12 protein-coding genes are annotated in these 17,898 nt (G+C 59.3%); all 12 read left to right on the forward strand.

The genetic code is table 11. From position 1 onward, the window contains the following. Positions 1 to 11: 11 nt before the first annotated feature. The 12 genes from ACF8ML_RS05495 to ACF8ML_RS05550 all read left to right on the forward strand — a co-directional run bounded on the left by ACF8ML_RS05495 (position 12) and on the right by ACF8ML_RS05550 (position 17,784). The gene (locus ACF8ML_RS05495; protein ID WP_047327920.1) at positions 12 to 1,016 is read left to right on the forward strand and encodes a glycosyltransferase; all 1,005 of its coding nucleotides are present in this window, start codon (positions 12 to 14) and stop codon (positions 1,014 to 1,016) included. A 1-nt stretch (position 1,017) separates the two neighbouring features. After that, a complete protein-coding gene (locus tag ACF8ML_RS05500) occupies positions 1,018 to 2,136 on the forward strand; it encodes an acyltransferase (protein ID WP_047327921.1) in 1,119 nt (372 codons plus the stop codon). A gap of 178 nt (positions 2,137 to 2,314) precedes the next feature. Beyond that, a complete protein-coding gene (locus tag ACF8ML_RS05505) occupies positions 2,315 to 4,126 on the forward strand; it encodes a hypothetical protein (RefSeq protein ID WP_047327922.1) in 1,812 nt (603 codons plus the stop codon). Between the two features lie 86 nt (positions 4,127 to 4,212). After that, a complete protein-coding gene (locus ACF8ML_RS05510) occupies positions 4,213 to 5,010 on the forward strand; it encodes an HAD-IIB family hydrolase (RefSeq protein WP_034349002.1) in 798 nt (265 codons plus the stop codon). A 623-nt stretch (positions 5,011 to 5,633) separates the two neighbouring features. After that, positions 5,634 to 6,221: a fimbrial protein gene (locus ACF8ML_RS05515; RefSeq protein ID WP_034363243.1), complete on the forward strand. Its 588-nt coding sequence runs from the start codon at positions 5,634 to 5,636 to the stop codon at positions 6,219 to 6,221. A gap of 113 nt (positions 6,222 to 6,334) precedes the next feature. Continuing rightward, positions 6,335 to 7,096, forward strand: coding sequence for a molecular chaperone (locus ACF8ML_RS05520; protein WP_133074233.1), 762 nt, complete (start codon positions 6,335 to 6,337; stop codon positions 7,094 to 7,096). A 274-nt stretch (positions 7,097 to 7,370) separates the two neighbouring features. Continuing rightward, positions 7,371 to 10,463 (forward strand): fimbria/pilus outer membrane usher protein, encoded by a 3,093-nt coding sequence (locus ACF8ML_RS05525; protein ID WP_392406589.1) that lies wholly within the window; start codon positions 7,371 to 7,373, stop codon positions 10,461 to 10,463. A gap of 805 nt (positions 10,464 to 11,268) precedes the next feature. Next, a complete protein-coding gene (locus ACF8ML_RS05530; protein WP_012207733.1) occupies positions 11,269 to 11,823 on the forward strand; it encodes a fimbrial protein in 555 nt (184 codons plus the stop codon). A gap of 104 nt (positions 11,824 to 11,927) precedes the next feature. Next, positions 11,928 to 12,704, forward strand: a complete 777-nt coding sequence (locus ACF8ML_RS05535) for a molecular chaperone (protein WP_052195805.1) — start codon at positions 11,928 to 11,930, stop codon at positions 12,702 to 12,704. Positions 12,705 to 12,965: 261 nt separating this feature from the next. Next, positions 12,966 to 15,722: a fimbria/pilus outer membrane usher protein gene (locus ACF8ML_RS05540; RefSeq protein WP_392406628.1), complete on the forward strand. Its 2,757-nt coding sequence runs from the start codon at positions 12,966 to 12,968 to the stop codon at positions 15,720 to 15,722. Between the two features lie 13 nt (positions 15,723 to 15,735). Beyond that, positions 15,736 to 16,626, forward strand: a complete 891-nt coding sequence (locus ACF8ML_RS05545) for a hypothetical protein (protein ID WP_392422597.1) — start codon at positions 15,736 to 15,738, stop codon at positions 16,624 to 16,626. Positions 16,627 to 16,776: 150 nt separating this feature from the next. Further along, the gene (locus tag ACF8ML_RS05550) at positions 16,777 to 17,784 is read left to right on the forward strand and encodes a fimbrial protein (protein ID WP_160310758.1); all 1,008 of its coding nucleotides are present in this window, start codon (positions 16,777 to 16,779) and stop codon (positions 17,782 to 17,784) included. Positions 17,785 to 17,898 lie beyond the last annotated feature (114 nt).

The raw sequence follows: 17,898 nt of genomic DNA on the forward strand, positions 1-17,898 counted from the left end.
ACTTGAATACCATGAAAATATCCGTTGCCATCCCCTGCTACAAAGTCACACAGCACGTAGTGGGCGTTATAAATAATATTCCTGATTGCGTGACATCGATTTATGCAGTCGACGATTGCTGTCCGGATGGTAGCGGCAAATGGGTTCTACAAAATTGTACCGATCCCAGGGTCAGGGTTCTTTTCCACTCGGAAAACCAAGGAGTCGGAGGAGCAGTCAGCACCGCATACCAGGAAGCCCTCAAGGACGGCATGGATATCGTCGTAAAAATAGATGGCGATGGACAGATGGATCCCAAGTTGCTGCCTCTTTTCGTTCAGCCGATCCTGCAAAAACGCGCCGACTACACCAAAGGCAATCGATTCTTCAGACTGGAATCTGTGCGAAACATGCCAAAGATCCGTCTCTTTGGGAATGCAGCGTTGTCGTTCCTCACCAAGATCAGCTGCGGATATTGGAACATCATGGATCCCTCGAATGGATACACCGCCATCCACACCAGCATTTTGCGCGAGCTGCCCATCAACAAGCTGGAGAAACGATATTTCTTTGAGACGGATATGCTTTTCCGTTTGAACACAATTCGCGCTGTCGTCAAAGATATTCCCATGGATGCGATCTATGCCGACGAGGAGTCGAACCTAAAAATCAGCAAAATTCTACCGGAATTCCTGAAAAAACATACGATTCGCATCGGAAAGCGTTATTTCTATAATTATCTCCTTAGAGACTTCAACATCGGCACGGTCTACAGCATCTTCGGACTGCTGCTGTTAATTTTCGGAATCATCTTCGGCGGTACTCATTGGATCAGCAGTTACCTGAATCACCAACCGGCAAGCAGTGGAACGGTGATGCTGGCAGGTCTTCCTGTGTTGATCGGCATTCAATTCCTCATCGCCTTCTTGCATTACGACGTGAGCAGCACCCCTCAGGAACCACTCAGCGTGATACTATCCGGCGCGGCCATCCCCGACAAAGCCATCGAGAGAAAAACCACCTTCCCAGGAAATTAGGATGCTAAGAAACATACAGACCTTGCGGTTTTTCGCTGCATTCGTGGTAGTGCTTCACCATATGACTCCACCGGTGACGCCATTCACCCTGACTCTTCTTCCTGAGGCAGTGACTCGTCTGGGTTTTGCAGGTGTCGACCTATTCTTCGTTATCAGCGGCCTAATCATGGCCGAAACCACAAAAACCCTCAAGCCCGGCTGGCATTCAGCCACACGTTTCCTGATACAGCGATTTGGCCGCATCTATATCGGCTGGTGGCCCTTTTTCTTCATCTACCTTGTCGCAGCCTGGAGCTTCAAGAGCATAAAGCCGCAGACGAGTCTCTGGGGATCTTTCTTCTTGTGGCCGCAAGACCTGATGCTCTACCTCCTGCCAATCACCTGGACATTGAGTTTTGAGCTCTATTTCTACGTCGCGGTTGCTTTGATCATTCTCTGGCAAAGGCGTAATGCGCCCAAAATACTGGGAGTCATCGGTCTCGTCCTCATCATCTTCAACATCTGGCTTTACATGAATGGCATGTATCTTCCAGAAAATGAGGCAAAAGCCAAGACAAGCCTGCTGATCCCATTCTATGCTTCACCGCTAGTGGTTGAATTCATTGCCGGTTTCCTTCTTGCGGAGTTCATCCGCCGATATCCCAAGCAACCCATCTATATCTGGACCACGGGTGCCATCATATTTTTGGCTGCAGCATATTTCTACCAGATCCATGGAAATTTGAACGCCAGCGGCATGGCTGGTTTTTTTCATAACGGAGAAAGGGCCATTCTTTTCGGAGGATTCTCTTGCTGCCTTATTGCCTGCGCGATGGAATTGGAGCGGCGTGGGATCACTCCCTGGAAATCATTGCAATCCTTGGGAGATGCCTCATACAGCATCTACCTCAGTCACATCATGATCCTGATTGCCATGAGCAAAACATATAACAATTTCCCCATACATCTCCCCAATGTTTTCTGGGCGATCTCCACCCTGGCTGCCACATTGATATTCTCATGGATCTGGTATCGATGGATAGAGCTGCCTATTTATCAGATTCTCAAAAGAAAAATCTCTATCTGGTTTGGTGCATCAGCGTTAAAACGCACAAACCCGACAAAGTCTCAATCCCTGTAGCCAAGATCCAAAGTCCCTTAATTTTCCAAACCTAAGACAACTACGGAAAAGCTCAGCCCGCCATTTTTCGATTAGAAGCCAGTGAAGCTGTCTTGATATCTTGTCTGTAAACATGAATCCAACTCGAACTTCCTCCTGCTTTTCCCGGTTCCATATACTGAGCCGACTGGGACTTGCAATGGTCGCACTAACCAGCGCCGCCCATGCAGCAAATCCGGTGCGGACCACCTCTCAACCACTAGTCATCGCCCCCACCGTGGAAGGCATGCTCCTGTGCGATGAAGCCGTTGCAGACACCAGGATCAAGTCCATGGACGAGGCCTACGCCTTCTGCCAGCAGCGCAAGCTGGACGGCTCCGCGGCCGTCAACCGCCTGCTGGACACGCTGGAACCGGGCGGCCCGAAGGGTAACGTGCAGATCGGCTACACCGCCACGCTGCAATTGCTGGGGCTGTACCAGCGCACGTCCAAGGGCTGGGAAATCGACGAGGCCAAGGTGGACAGCTTCCTGAACGTTATCCGCAAGGTGCAGCGTCCGGTCGTGCTGTATTTCTCGGCAGACCATTTCGACTCGGTCGGCCCCATTGCCGCCGAGCTGGCCAAGGACCCCGTCAACCTGATGCAGCTACGCGACGGCAAGCCTCTGGAACTGGGCTATTTCGGCTACCGCATCCTGCCCTACACGCTCTCCACAGACCCCTCGGTGCCCGTCAATCACTACCGCTTCAAGGCCCTCGAATACATGGCCAGGAAGATCCGGGAGCTGCCCCAGCCCGTACAGGACCGCATCATTGCCTACACCCTGCCCGGTGAACTGCACCACATGTTCCCGGACTTCGAGAACGGCATGGGCGCCTACAAGGACATCCGCGTCACCGACTACAGCCCAGGCTCGGTGGCAGGCTTTCGCCAATGGCTGCAGAGCAAATACAAAGGCATCGCGCAGTTCAAGGCGCAGACCGGGCTGGACTACGCGTCGTTCGACGTCATTCCTGCCCCATCCAAGGACATACGCAAGGAAAAACTCAACGGCTTCGGCGAACACTACGATGCATTTGCCGACGGCACACTGCCCGTGGGTGGCTGGCTGTGGGACCCAAACCAGGCCATAGAACGCCTGGATCTCTATCTGGACGGCAAGCTCGCAGGGCCCATGGCACGTGGCCTCAATCGCCTGGATGTCTACCGCGCTGTGGACAACATCACCAGTCCCAACACCGGGTTCCGCTACAACCTCGACTTCAGCAACCTGACCGCCGGACAGCACATCGTGCAGGTCGTGGCCGAGTCCAAGGGACGCAAATACCAGTTGGCCAATGCCAACTTCGTTGTCGTTCCACGCAATCAGGGCAAGATGGTCAATCTGTACCCCAGACGGCTCGGGTGGATGCCCCCCACGTCCATGCTGGAGAAGCAGGGCGTGCGCTTCTGGCTAGACATGCCTGCCCAGTTGCAGGACGTCTACTACAACCCCCTGGCAAAGGATTGGAACCAGTACCGCGAATCCCAGGTGTATGCGCAGCTTGCGGTATTCCATGAACGTGCCATTGCAGCCGGCCTGCCCGCCGCCAAGCTCTTTTCCCACCAGATCATTCCCGATGTGAACCCCTCCTGGAATCCACAGCTGTTCGCCTCGACCCAGACGCTTGACGGCAAGGCACCCTGGCGGCAGGGCCTGAACATGTACGGCGGCGCCACCGACAGCGACTGGCTTCGCGGCTTCATGAAGCAGCACCAGATCGGCAGCGGCTATGGCGCACCTGAATTCAACCCCCAGCAATGGAAGCTGGAAGGAACGCACCTGGCCGCGCTGAAGGCCCACTATGACGCAGGCGCCACCTTCATCAGCCCCTACTACTTCTCGGTGATCAACCAGCGCTTCAAGGGCGCAGCCGAACACGGCGTCAACCGCATGGAGCTGTCCCCAGACAACCCCAAGGACGGCTCCGACAAGTTCTACAAGGCCATCGTCGAGTTCGCCAGGCAGTAGGATGGAGCCCTTGCGCGCACGGTCCGTGCGCGCAAACGCTGCCCTTCTACAAGCCGCCCCGGGCGGCTTTCTGCATTTTGACGACCGTGCCCACAACCCTCCAGCCGCTGTCCCTCTGGACACCTCCCGCATCGCCGCTCGGCATCCTCACCGACATCGACGACACCCTGACCACGGAAGGCGTGGTGCCGGCCCATGTCGTTGATGCCATTGCCCAGCTCAAGCAGTCCGGGCTGCGCGTGGTACCGATCACCGGCCGCCCCGTAGGCTGGAGCGAGCCGTTTGCCCAGGCCTGGCCCGTGGATGCCATCGTGGCCGAGAACGGCGCCGTGGCACTGCGGCGCAATGCGCAGGGCGGGCTGGACAAGCTCTACCAGCAGGACGAGGCCACACGCACTGCCAACTACGCGCGCATGCAGCAGGTGCTGGCCGAGATCGAGGCCACCGTGCCCGGCGCGCTGCGCGCCACCGACTCGGCGGGCCGCGAATGCGACATTGCCGTGGACCACAGCGAATTCGCGCAGATGCCCCAGCAGGACATTGACCGGTGCGTGGCCATCATGAAGGCGGCGGGCATGAACGCCACCGTCAGCTCCATCCACATCAACGGCTGGTTTGGCGCGCACAACAAGCTCGAAGGCGCGCGATGGATCCTGCGCACCCTGTTCGACATCGACCTAGACGCCACGCTGGACCGCTGGATCTACATCGGCGACTCCACCAACGACCAGCTGATGTTCGAGCACATGCCCCACAGCCTGGGCGTGGCCAACATCGCGCGCTTCGTGCCCCAGCTCAAGCACCTGCCTCGCCATGTCACGCAGGCCGAGCGCGGCGACGGCTTTGCCGAAATGGCGCAGTATTTGCTGTCCCAGCGCCCCTGATCCACAGGGCCGAGGGCCGGTGCTGCCCTTGCAGGCCTTCGCCCTCGACCACCCCTCCTGATCTGCGGGACCCGCGCCCCCTCCGCAGACACCATCACCCTCAGCACAGGCAACCGCCCGGCGCAGGCGGGCTGCGCACCCTCTTTCCCCCATTCGACAGAGCAAATCTAGGACTATTCCTAGATTCAGGCTCAAATAATCAGAATGCGCCCTATTTCATATAACGGCGGCGCACACCTAGAATCCATCACATACCCAAAGAACAGGTTTTTTCACCTCTTTCTTTGACATATTCTCTCCTGAACCCCGTCCGCGCCATTGGGCACTGGTGTCTTTGAGCAATTCAATTTCAAACATGCCAGAGAAACAAACCTCGCCCATCCCTCGCCAACGCTCCCTCATCCGAACAATTTCTCCATGTCAGCGCCACCACCTATTCCAGCATGATCGCAACCCCTGCAAATCATTGACCATGCTGACAGTTACCAACCATTGGATTGATGAGGTGAACATGGAACACTGATGATTTATTAACCACTCAACCATTCACACACTCTCCTATTCCATCAGCGCATTCATCGCTGCTGGAATTTCATTTATCTCTTCAACTCGAGGGAATACCCATGAAAAAGATCGCATTGCTGACATCGGTCGCCGGCCTGGTCATGATGGCCATGAACACCGCTCAAGCAGCAGACGGCACCATCAACTTCACGGGCGAGGTGGTCACCACCACCTGCAAGGTGGACACCACGGTCGCCGGCGCCGCCAAGGACGGCGTGAAGCTGCCCAACGTGGCGAACAACCAGCTGGCCACCGTGGGTGCCACTGTCGGCCGCCAGGCGTTCTCGCTGGAACTCAGCGGCTGTGAGCTGGCCACCGCCACCTCCACAGCGCCCGTCTCCAAGGTCGCCGTGTTCTTCGAAGCCGGCCCCAACGTGGACCTGGTCACCGGCATGCTCAAGCCCGCAGCGGCCAGCGGTACTGGTGCGCCCGCCGTGGCCTCCGGTGTCCAGATCGCCATCGTGGATCCCAGCAACAACGAGCGCCTGAAGATCGGTTCCGCCCAATCGCGCTTTGTGGACATCGACAACAAGGTCGGTGGCAATGGCCGGGCCATCATGCGTTTCGCCTCCGAATACGTGGCCACCGGCCCCGTGACGGCCGGCCGCACCGACACCTCGGTGACCTACTCGCTGGTCTATCAGTAATCACTGACTTTCAGGCATATCGGCCGCCTTGCGGTGGTCGATATGCCGTGTCTTCTGCTTTCGTGACATGGGCCCGGCCCCATTCTTTCGCTCAAAACCCAGAGAGTTCTCCGATGCTGACGATCAAACGTTCATATGGGCTTGCTGCCATCCTGTTGTCCCTTCTTCTTGGAACGGCGGCACAGGCCAGCGTGACATTGACGGGCACGCGCATCATATTCCCCAGTGGCGAGAAGGAAGCCACCATCCAGCTCACCAACGAAGGCAGCAAACCTGCCCTGGTGCAGACCTGGCTGGACAAGGGCAACAACCAGGAATCGCCTGAGAACATCGACGTTCCCTTCGTCATCACGCCCACCATCATGCGCATCGAGGCGGGCAAGAGCCAGACGTTGCGCATCATCTATTCGGGCGAAGCACTGCCTGCCGACAAGGAATCCCTGTTCTGGCTCAACGTGCTGGACGTCCCGCCCAAGGCGGAAATGGAAGGCGACTCCAACAACCTCCAGTTCGCCTTTCGCACCCGTGTCAAGCTCATGTACCGACCCAGCAACCTGCCCGGCAATGCCCAGGAAGCTCCTACCCAGCTTCAATGGTCGGTAGACGTTGACGCCAAAAACCAGCCTGTATTGAAAGCACGCAATCCCAGCGCCTTTGTGGTCAATGTGGCTGGCGTTGAAGTGCAACTCGGCGGCAAATCCTTCGAGGCAGGCGTCGGGCCCGTTCTTCCCGGCCAGGTGGCCACCTTCCCAATCAAGGAACCTGCGGGTGCCAACATGGCTGGCGCGGCAGGTGCCACGGTGATGTTCAGCAGCATTAATGATTGGGGCGCCAGTCTCAACCACGAAGCCAGAATCGGAAATTCCGCCCAATAAACAGGGCAATGCGAGCAAAGCCACGCGAATCCCCCGTCCTTTCCGGCCTGATTATCTAATGCCACTGCATTTTCAGCCCGGCCAGCACACCGATACCCAGCGTTAATACCCGGCGAAACGGCATCGGTCTCTTTACCGGGACTGGCACATCGGCCTTGGCCGTTCGCTTTGCATCGGGCGCACAGCATTAGGAGATAAGCAAATGATCAGGCCAGTCTTTCCAGATTCAGAAAAGGGAATCAAAAGCCGGCACACAAGGCAAGGAAAAGGAACAATGCCGGGGCCAGGCCAAGGCCCTGCCGGATATTTCCAACTGAAGCCCGGCCATGCGCTGCTGCTCTCCGTGCTGGTGTGCTGGCAGTCCGAGGCCCAGCAGGGGCAGCAGGTCAAGGAAGTCACGACCTCCACGTCCACCGGCCAGTGGCAGCCCACGCCGGCTGCCGTCGACTTCGACCCCAGCTTTCTGAACACCGGCAAGCAGACCATTGACGTCTCGCGCTACTCGCGCGCCAACGTGGTCACGCCCGGCAACTACAGCCCCGACATCTACATCAACGGCAACTGGGTTGGCCGCCGCGAAGTGCAGTTCAAGGCCCAGTCCGGCTCACAGGACGCGCTGCCCTGCCTGGACAAGGCCCTGCTGGAGAAGGTGGGCATCGACCTCTCACGCCTGCCGCCCGAGGCCGCCTTGAAGCTGGCGGCCGACGGTGGCTGCAACCGTCTGGACCAGATCGTTGCGGGCGCCTTGACCAGTTTCGACTTCGGCAAGCAGCGACTGGACCTGAGCGTGCCCCAGGCCTCGCTACGCCGTTCGGTGCGCGGCTATGTCAGTCCCGACCAATGGAGCGCCGGCGTGCCTGTCGGCCTGCTCGGCTACCAGTTCAACACCTACCACGGGCGCTCCAGCAACGCAGAAAACACCACGCAGAGCTACCTGGGCCTGAACGGCGGCGTCAACATCGACCGCTGGCATTTCCGGCACAACGGCTCCTTCAGCTGGGCGGACACTGGACGGGGCAACTACCAGAACATCTCCACCTACGCACAGCGCGACATTGCCGACTGGTCTTCCCAGCTCATACTGGGCGACACCTACACGGGTGGCGACCTGATGGACTCCACCTCGTTTCGCGGCATACGCTTGAACAGTGATGACCGCATGCTGCCCGACTCCCAGCGCGGCTACGCGCCCGTGGTGCGCGGCGTGGCCAACACCAATGCCCGAGTCACCATCACGCAGAACGGCATCAAGCTCTACGAAACCACGGTGGCGCCCGGCGCCTTCGTCATCAACGACCTCTATCCCACGGGCTACGGTGGCGACCTGCAAGTCAGCATCACCGAGGCCAATGGCGCCGTGCGCAGCTTCTCCGTTCCCTACGCGGCCGTGCCGCTGTCGCTGCGTGAAGGGCAGAACCGATACAGCCTCACTGCGGGCGTGGTACGCCACCTGCCCAACACCTCGCCCATGTTCTCCCAGGCCACGTGGCAGCACGGCTTCACCAATATGCTGACAGGCTACGGCGGCCTGTCCCTGGCCAAGGGCCATATCTCGCCCATGATTGGCGCAGCGCTCACCACGCCCTGGGGCGCCTTCGGTGCAGACATCACGCACGCCTCCACCAGCATCCCCCACGACGGCTCCTTTTCCGGGCAGAGCCTGCGGGCCAGCTACGCAAAGTCCTTTGCGCAGACCGGCACCCACGTGGCCATTGCCGCCTATCGCTACTCCACCAACGGATTCTTCGGCCTCAACGACGCCATGCGCGCACGGGATCAGTCCAATCTGCTACGGCCCTCCACGGACCTGTACCGGCCTCGCAACCGCGCCTCTCTGGTCATGGGCCAGCAGTTTGGCCCCGGGGGAGGCAGTCTCAGCCTCACGGCGTCCACTGCCAAGTACTGGAACCGACAGGGCTCCAACGTCGACTACGCCATTGGCTACAGCAACTCGTTCCGCAACATCTCCTACAACCTCTCTGCGGCGCGCCAGCGCGATGCCTGGGGACAGTCCAACACGTTCCTGCACGTGGGCCTGTCGATTCCGCTCAGCATGGAGCGCGGCATGATGCTCTCCACCAATACCAACCGCGACTCGCGCGGCCGCGTGCAGGCCCAGGCCAACCTGTCCGGGCTGCTGGGCGACGACAACGCCATCTCCTACGGCCTCAGCGCCAACCACAACACCGGTGGCATGAATGGCAGCAGCACCAGTGCCAGCGCCAACGCCACCTACCGCGCATCGCAGACCGAACTCAGCGGCAGCGTCAGCGCCAGCAGCGGCTACCAGCAGTTCTCGGTAGGCGCGCGTGGCGCCATCGTGGCCCACCCGGGCGGCGTGACGCTGTCGCAATCGGTGTCTGACACCTTTGCCATCGTGGAGGCCAAGAACGCGGAAGGCGCGCGCATCAACAACGCGCCCGGAGTGAAGGTGGACAGCCGGGGCTATGCCGTCGTGCCCTACCTCACACCGTTCTCGATGAACGAGGTCTCCATTGATCCAAAGGGCCTTTCCACCGACGTTGAGCTCAAGGAAACCAGCCAGCACGTCGCGCCGCTGGCCGGTGCCGTGCCGCTGCTGGTCTTCAAGACGGCCTACGGCCGCTCGGCCGTGATCCGCGCGCGGCAGGCCGGCAACATGCCTGTGCCCTTTGGCGCCAGCGTGCTGGACATGGACGGCAAGGAGTTGGGCGTGATCGGCCAGGCCGGCAAGCTGCTGGCGCGCGGGCTATCAGACCAGGGTGAGCTGCAGGTGCAGTGGAAGACCGACACCGGCATGGTGGGCTGCAACCTCTCCTATACCCTGCCTGAAAGAAAGCGCAGCACCACCCACCAGCCGCCGCAAAGCCTGGAACTGCCCTGCGTGGCCAGCAACAAGCTGCTGCCTGCGGCCACCGACGTGGCATCTGCCAAGCCGGGCAAGACCGCGGCAACCTCAACCGCAACCACCAATGCCAAGACAGCCGTGGCCGGCGCCCCGGCCTCCAACGCGGCGTCGGCCGTGGCTCTGGCCGGCATGACCCAGGAACGCACGGCAGCAACGGCACCGGCCACGGTAGTCGCCAGCGCGCCGGCAGTCACTGCGGCTGCAGTGCTGCCCGCTCGTGCCACACAGCCGAGCGACAGCCAGCAGGCACTGAAGCTGGAGCGCAACCTGGACGGCCTGCGCATGAGCGTCAAGATCAGCGCCTTGCCCACCACGGTGCCAGTCACCAGCAACGCGGGCAGAACTCCCGTGGCGGCAGGGCACGACGCAGGCACCGGCAAGCACAAGCCGCCGCAGCAAACCTTGCGGGCTGACCGTCCGCTGGCCATCCTGCAGCCCAGCTTGAAGATCAGGGTCCTGGCATCGGCCGATCAGACATAAGCACCGGAAAGCAACCCAAATGGGCCGCTGCCAATGCAGGGCCACGTTGATTGCCTGCACCGGCAGGCTTCCATTTCCGACTCCCGCGCCGACTGCAGATACGTTGGTACGGGTAGCCATCGGCATGCAGCTATTTGCCGTCACGGCCCAAACGCTGTTCATCAAGACCCGCAAGATTGACTGCGGGCCTTGTGCCGCAGGGCGGCACAGCCGAGACCTTGCTCTTCTCGCAAAGACCATCGTCCGCTTGTCTGCCGGCATCAGCTGCATCGCAGATCCCCCCAATCCATAGGCGACAGCCTTCCCACAAGGCTTTGCCCCGCCATTTCTGGACCCGCGCACGCACAGTTCGGATCACCAATTCGTAAGCAATTGAAGAAAAGATAGGACTATTCCTAGGGAATCCCGATAAATTCGCTCAAAAAATCAGGGAATTCCTAGAGAGAAAATCGCGAAATTCAGAATTATCCAATTTCATTTCAGCGAGCATGTGTTGACAATAAGCCGATCCGATAAATTGCCAAGAATCAGAATCTGATTCTTCGAAATCTCGTCATCAACGAGAACAATCCACCGTCAATTCATATTCCCAAAAAGTCTCTTCAGCCACACCCAATTGACGCATAAAAAAATATATTACCTGCAACTTTCAGCAGCAGCAACTCTATAGCCATCGATATCTGGAATCATTCAAAAATATCCAATATCAAATCAAAAATGGAGGTGCGTCAAAGAAAAAAGTTTCAAACAAGATCATTACTTCAATCCACCATATTCATCAAACTCAATTTCATCAGGCATAAATATGAAATTTTCTGCATTGAAATTTTCGGTTGCGGGCTTGTCCTTGCTTGCACTGAGTTCTGTCCATGCCCAATCCACTCAGAGTGGAATCGTCAGATTCACAGGAAATATTTCTCCTGTCACTTGCATCGTCAATCTGGGAAGTCGAGACCAGAAGATCGATTTCGGTATCGTACCTCCCAATGACCGCGGTTTCACGTCTGGCGGTGGTGCCGTGGGCAACGTTGCTCTTCCCGCCCATCAGAGAACGATCACCATCAGGCTGGATGGCTGCTCAACCCCAGGAGCGAACAATCAGCCCACCACTGCCACGGTCCGTTTTGATGGCCCCATCAGGAACGGCCGCATCAATACGAGCAATGCCACGGCCGACATCCAGTTACTGGAGAACAACTCGACAACGGCCATCTGGGATCTGAGCGGCCCGTCTGCGCCTGTCAACCTGCAATCAGGAACCAATACGCTCAACTACATCGCCAGGTACTACGTGGCTGCCGTGCCCCTTGCCTCAGGAGAGGCGAATGCTGAAGCGACTTTCACCATGAACTATCAATAGGCAGTCCACCGCCTCAGAGAAGCGCCGGCCACCTTCTGGTGGCTGGCGCATTCAACCCCGATGCCTGTGGCATTTCTCTCATATACAGAAATTCAGGATCTCCTATGCCGGTGAAAAATCGCCGATCCAGTCTGCTGTCACATTGTTTCGCCATGGCCGCATTGCTTATTTGCGTCCTCCCGGCCAATGCCAGCATAGTCCTCTATGGAACACGGGTCATATTTTCAGGCGACGAGACGGAAGCCACTCTCAAGATTTCCAATGAAGGAAAATTGCCATCGCTGGTGCAGTCATGGCTGGACACGGGCGATGGAGATATGGCGCCCGAGGGCATAGATGTGCCCTTTGTGATCGCGCCGTCGCTCACCCGCCTGGAAGCCTCGGACCAGCAGATGCTGCGCATCATCCATTCCGGCCAGCCCCTACTCCAGGACAGAGAGTCATTGTTCTGGATCAACGTGCTGGACGTGCCGCCCAAGACCGAGAACGCGAAAGGCTCCCAGGGCAGCCTCGCACTGGCCTTTCGCACGCGCATCAAGCTGATCTATCGCCCCAAGGGCCTGCCGGGCGAGCCCAGGGATGCGCCTGAACAGTTGCAGTGGTCCGCAAGCACCACCCAAGACGGACAGGCCGTACTTCATGCCCGCAATCCGACCGCGTATGTCGCCAATCTGGGTCATATCGCCATAGAGGCAGCTGGCCAGAGTTTCAAGATGAATGTAGGACATGTGCTGCCAGGAGAAACGGCAAAGTTTGCATTCCAGAAGCCCGCCGAAAACGAACAACTACCCAAGGAGCTTCCCGCGGACGCAGTCGTGGTCTACACCAGCCTCAACGACTGGGGCGGGGCCGAGGGCCACAGGGTCGAACTTGGGCGCTGACGGTAGCCGAAGCCCTAACGCAGCACCGAAAGCCTCCATGCCGGTCACGCGTGACTGGCCGAGGTAGGCAGCACGGCACAGCAGGTGCAAAAAAAGGCATGTCCATCGAGAGGGATTGCTATGAAGAAAAAAGCCGACAGGGTACGGAAGCCAGGCTGTTTCGCGTTCAAGGCCAAACCACTACATGCCTTGCTGCTGGCAGTACTGGCCTGTTGGCAAATGGATATGCGCGCCTCGCAAACAGAGCACACCGCCGGCAGGATGCCGCCCGCACGCGCACAGCACATCGAATTCAACAGCAGCTTTCTGCGAGGAGGCGACGGGATCGATGTCTTGCGTTTTGCAGAGGGTAATTCTGTGGAACCGGGTCTCTACAACCCGGACCTTCTGGTCAACGGCAACTGGATGACCCGCACCGAGATGCGGTTCACTCAACGCAGTCGGGGTACCAGTGCCCAGCCCTGCTTCAACATGTCCCTGCTGGAGCAAATGGACATTGACATGGCGAGCCTGCCGGCGAACGAGGATGTTGTGGATGGAGACCCAGCGTGCCTGCGCATTGAAAAGGCCGTCCCCGGCGCTTCCGCAAGCTTCAACGTAGGTTTGCAACGACTGGATGTGAGCATTCCCCAGATCCTGATGCGGCGCGTGCCAAGCGGCTACGTGAGTCCGGAGCAGTGGAACGCGGGCGTGACGACCGGCACGCTCGGCTATGACTTCAACACCTACCATGCGCGCGGCGGGCCAGCGGGCAGCAGCACCCAGGGCTACCTGGGCCTGAACAGCGGCTTCAACTATGCGCGCTGGCATTTCCGGCACAGTGGCTCGTTCAGTTGGAGCGATCAGGGACCGAGCCGTTATCAGAGCATCTCGGCCTATGCGCAGCGCGACATCGCCGACTGGTCATCGCAACTGATCCTGGGCGACACCTACACCGACGGGGAGATCATGGACTCGGTCTCCTTCCGCGGCCTGCGGCTGCGCACGGACGACCGCATGCTGCCCGAGTCGCAGCGCGGCTTCGCGCCCGTGGTGCGCGGCGTGGCCAATTCCAACGCCCGGGTGGTTATCCGCCAGAACGGCATCAAGCTGCAAGAGACCACGGTGGCACCGGGCGCCTTCGTGATCAATGACCTGTACCCCACCGGCTATGGCGGCGACCTGCAGGTGGACATCGAGGAGGCTGACGGCTCCGTGCGTTCCTTCTCGGTGCCCTATGCGGCCGTTCCTCGTTCGCTGCGCGAGGGCCAGCACCGCTACAGCCTCACAGCGGGCGCGGTGCGCGGCCTGCGTGAGAGCGCTCCGTTCTTCTCGCAGGCAGGCTGGCAGTACGGCTTCTCGAACATGCTCACGGCCTATGGCGGCGCCACGGTCGCCAAGGGCTATTTCTCGCCCACGGTGGGCGCCGTGTTCAATACACCATGGGGTGCCTTTGGCCTGGACCTCACACACGCCAACACCCGTATCCCCCATGACCGCAGCTACTCAGGACAAAGCCTGAGAGTCACCTACGCCAAGACCTTCCCGGAGTCCGGCACGGGCATCACCCTGGCGGCCTACCGCTATTCCACCAACGGGTTCTTCGGCATCAACGAGGCCATGCGGGCGCGCGACCTGACCCGGCCCGCTGCCAGCGGCGCACCGCCCCTGCTGTCGCGCCCGCGCACGCGCACGCGCGCCGCAATGACACTGAGCCAGCGCCTGGGCGAGCAAGGCGGCAACCTGAGCATTTCCGCCTCCATGGACAACTACTGGAACCGCGCGGGCCGCCGCGTGGACTACACGCTCAACTACAGCAGCTCGTGGCTGGGCGTTCCCTACAACCTGTCGGCCTCGCGCCAGCGCGATGCCTGGGGCCGCCCCAGCACGCAGCTGTACGCAGGGGTGACAATTCCGCTGGGGGCGGGAAAGCCCAGAGTCATGAGCCGTTTCACACATGACTCGAGCGGCGGCAACCAGTTGCAGGCCAGCACCTACGGGCAGGTCGGCAGCGATCTCTCCTATGGCCTGAATGCCGAATACGGCAGCAGCGGCAACCAGGGATCGCGCCTCAATGCAGGCGCCAATGCCCTCTACCGCCGCCCGTACACGCTGTTCAGCGGCAGCGTGAGCGCGGGCCGGGCCGGCCAGCAACTGTCACTGGGCGCGCGCGGCGCCTTGGTCGCCCACCCCGGAGGGGTCACGCTGTCGCAGCCCCTGGGCGAGACCTTCGCCATCGTGCAGGCCCCGCATGCCGAGGGCGCGCGCCTCACCAATGCGCCCGGTGTACGCATCGATGCACGGGGCTATGCCGTGGTGCCCTACATGACACCCTATGCCATGAACGAGGTGTCGCTGGACCCCAAGGGCATGTCCATGGATGTGGAACTGCAGGAAACCAACCGGCGCGTCGCACCGGTGGCCGGTGCCGCCGCCATGGTGGTGTTCAGGACGGCCTACAGTCGCTCGGCCGTGCTGCGCCTGACACAGGCGGACACGTCGCCCGTGCCTTTCGGCGCCGTCGTCTCGGACGAGAGCGGCAAGGACCTGGGCATGGTCGGCCAGGCCGGCAAGCTCATGCTGCGCGGCCTGTCGGACCAGGGGCAGCTGCACGCCCAGTGGAAGGCCGGAGATGGCACGGCCCATTGCAGCATGGCCTATTCGCTGCCGGCGCGGGAGCGCTCCACCGGCTCCCGTGTGCCAGCCAGCATGGACCTGCACTGCGTGCCGTCCCATCTTGCCGCAGCGCCGTCCCATCAGGCCGCGCTGACACACAGAGCCGAGACCTCGCGCCCCATCGCCATCCGCCAGTCCAGCCTGCCCTTCCAGGCCGAGAAGCATCTTGGCGATTTGCGGCTGAGCCTGCGCATCAGTGTCTTGCGCACCACGGCCGATGCGAAGCAGTACACGGGCCAGGCGCAGCCGCCCTTGGTGCCGGACGGCCAGGCAGACAACAGCCCTGGCCTGCGGATCGATCGCAGCCTGGTGGGTGAATTGCGGGACTCGCCGACGCAAGCCCAGGCCTCGGTCGGCGTCTGAACCGACGCGGTACATGGCTGTGCCCACCCCCTTTCCGGCACGCGGTCCGCCGGTCACCTGCCCTGCGATATTGAAATCCAAGAACCGCTTTTTCATTCAGCAACGGAGCATTTTCATGACCATTACCCGTGCCATCGCATTGTCCTTAGTACTCTTCATTTTTTCCATAGGTCAGGCACACGCGCAAGCTTTTTGTTCTAACGATGGAGTCGGCAATTCCATCAACGATGGCAAAAATCACTATGTCCTCCTGCCCAGTAGAACGCTGGAGGTCCCACTGCCGTTTGATATTGAATCTCGTGCAATCGGCAGTGTAGTGGGCCGCGTCGCCTTTCTCCCTTATATCATCAACAAGAAATATACTGGAATGAAAGGGGGTGCAATGTTCTGTGCAAAATACCAAACCTCTGGCTGGTATGGCGTGGGCACCTTTCACCAGAAGCACCGGGCTTATGAGAGCTCCATTCCCGGCATAGGACTGCGCATAGATTTCAGAAAAATGCCTGTTCCGACCGACCCAAGCAATGCAATACAGAGCTACTTTCCCATCCAGGAACTGTCCGATGCTCCCATCTTTATCTATCTGGTGAAGATTGGCCCGATCAAACAGGCAGGGCCCCTCAAAGGGGTTTTCCTTCAATACAAGGTCGACGACGTGGTCATCGCCCAATACCAGTTTGACCGTGAGGCCGCCGCTCCGACCGGTCCGTTCTGCACCGCGAGCCTCAGCGCAGAGAACCCGGCCACGGCCGCCGTCGCCCATTCTTCCGGTCGCCCCGCTGCTGAGGGCAGGCTGCCGAAAATGATCGCCAAAGCTCCATCCTGCCTTGCGGATGAACTGCCAGGCATCAAGCCGGTCATGGGAAGTTCCAGTGTCGCCCAGCTTTCGTTCAACCGCCACTGATCCCAAGCCTGCCTTTGCGAGGGCCTTGGAGCAGGCGCTGCACTCCTCAGAGATGCCATGCGCCTGCACATGCCAGGGCTAACGGCACACGGCACAAGACGCCACGTTGTTCTTTCGAAGTGGCGCCTTGATTCCAGATGGAGAACCAGAATGAATATATACAAGCTTTTCGCATTTTCCATGGGAATCATTTTTTCCACCATTTCCGCATCCCATGCAGCAATCTGCATGCCGGCTGACTCCAATCCGACCACTGATGGAAAGAACCATTACATTGCATCTTACCCCGTGAATCAGGTCCTGAGTTTACCCATCAACATAAACTCCGAACCAAACGGCAAAGTGTTTGCAACAATTCCGATTAAACCAGTAGTCAACAACAAGACTCATTCATCAATAATTGCGCAAGTGGTTTGCTCCGGCGCTAGCAGACCTTCATTTTCAGGAATTGGAGCACCTGATGTCAGAATCTACCCCAGCAATGTCTCCGGAATAGGATTGCGAATATCGATGAAGGGGATTGGAACAATTCCCAACGAACTGCCCATACTAACAAATTCGTATCCCATTCCCGAGGGAGAAAATTTCATCATTACAATAGAATTCATAAAAACAGGACCCATCAGTACTATTTTTGGAGATATCCAACTGGCAGGACCATACATGGAAATGAAAATTGCCGGAGCACTCGCCGCGCAATACGTTTTCTCCGGTGTCACCCTGGTCCCCACCAATCCCACCTGCACGCTGGTGTCGGACAGCATCAGCGTACCGCTGGGCACGCATCCCGACACACGCTTCACGGGTTTGGGTGCGACCACGGACAAGGTGCCCTTCTCCATCGAGCTGAGCTGCTCCGGCGGCGACCCGAACACCCAGATCAAGCCTTTCGTGACGCTGTCGGGCACGACGGACACGCAAGTCCCCTCAGTGCTGGCGCTGACCGGCTCGCAGGTCAGCGGCGTTGGCGTGGAGGTGCTGAGAAATGGCGCGATCCAGGGCTTTGGCGCAGCCAACGGCTGGCAGGCGGGCACGATTTCGCAGGGCACGGCAAATTTCCAGATCGACCTGGAGGCGCGCTACCGGCAAATCAGGAATACCGTGAGCGGCGGTGGCAGTGCAAATGCCTTGGCGACCTTCACCATCGACTACCAGTAGGCCGGTCGCAGCACGGCCGTAACACGGCGGTATCGGCTTGGGCCACGAGACGAAAGGGTTAACCCCAGTCCAAAAACGTCGCAACCTCTGCGACATTTCAACCAAGCAAGGTTG

Source organism: Delftia sp. WSY_10 (assembly GCF_043104705.1).
Taxonomy (GTDB): Bacteria; Pseudomonadota; Gammaproteobacteria; order Burkholderiales; family Burkholderiaceae_C; genus Comamonas; species Comamonas tsuruhatensis.

What these genes read in the sequence shown, in the direction of transcription:
- ACF8ML_RS05495 (WP_047327920.1), top strand. Translation starts at nt 12, where the DNA reads ATGAAAATATCCGTTGCCATCCCCTGCTACAAAGTCACACAGCACGTA.
- ACF8ML_RS05500 (WP_047327921.1), top strand. Translation starts at nt 1,018, where the DNA reads ATGCTAAGAAACATACAGACCTTGCGGTTTTTCGCTGCATTCGTGGTA.
- ACF8ML_RS05505 (WP_047327922.1), top strand. Translation starts at nt 2,315, where the DNA reads ATGGTCGCACTAACCAGCGCCGCCCATGCAGCAAATCCGGTGCGGACC.
- ACF8ML_RS05515 (WP_034363243.1), top strand. Translation starts at nt 5,634, where the DNA reads ATGAAAAAGATCGCATTGCTGACATCGGTCGCCGGCCTGGTCATGATG.
- ACF8ML_RS05520 (WP_133074233.1), top strand. Translation starts at nt 6,335, where the DNA reads ATGCTGACGATCAAACGTTCATATGGGCTTGCTGCCATCCTGTTGTCC.
- ACF8ML_RS05525 (WP_392406589.1), top strand. Translation starts at nt 7,371, where the DNA reads ATGCCGGGGCCAGGCCAAGGCCCTGCCGGATATTTCCAACTGAAGCCC.
- ACF8ML_RS05530 (WP_012207733.1), top strand. Translation starts at nt 11,269, where the DNA reads ATGAAATTTTCTGCATTGAAATTTTCGGTTGCGGGCTTGTCCTTGCTT.
- ACF8ML_RS05535 (WP_052195805.1), top strand. Translation starts at nt 11,928, where the DNA reads ATGCCGGTGAAAAATCGCCGATCCAGTCTGCTGTCACATTGTTTCGCC.
- ACF8ML_RS05540 (WP_392406628.1), top strand. Translation starts at nt 12,966, where the DNA reads ATGCCGCCCGCACGCGCACAGCACATCGAATTCAACAGCAGCTTTCTG.
- ACF8ML_RS05545 (WP_392422597.1), top strand. Translation starts at nt 15,736, where the DNA reads ATGGCTGTGCCCACCCCCTTTCCGGCACGCGGTCCGCCGGTCACCTGC.
- ACF8ML_RS05550 (WP_160310758.1), top strand. Translation starts at nt 16,777, where the DNA reads ATGAATATATACAAGCTTTTCGCATTTTCCATGGGAATCATTTTTTCC.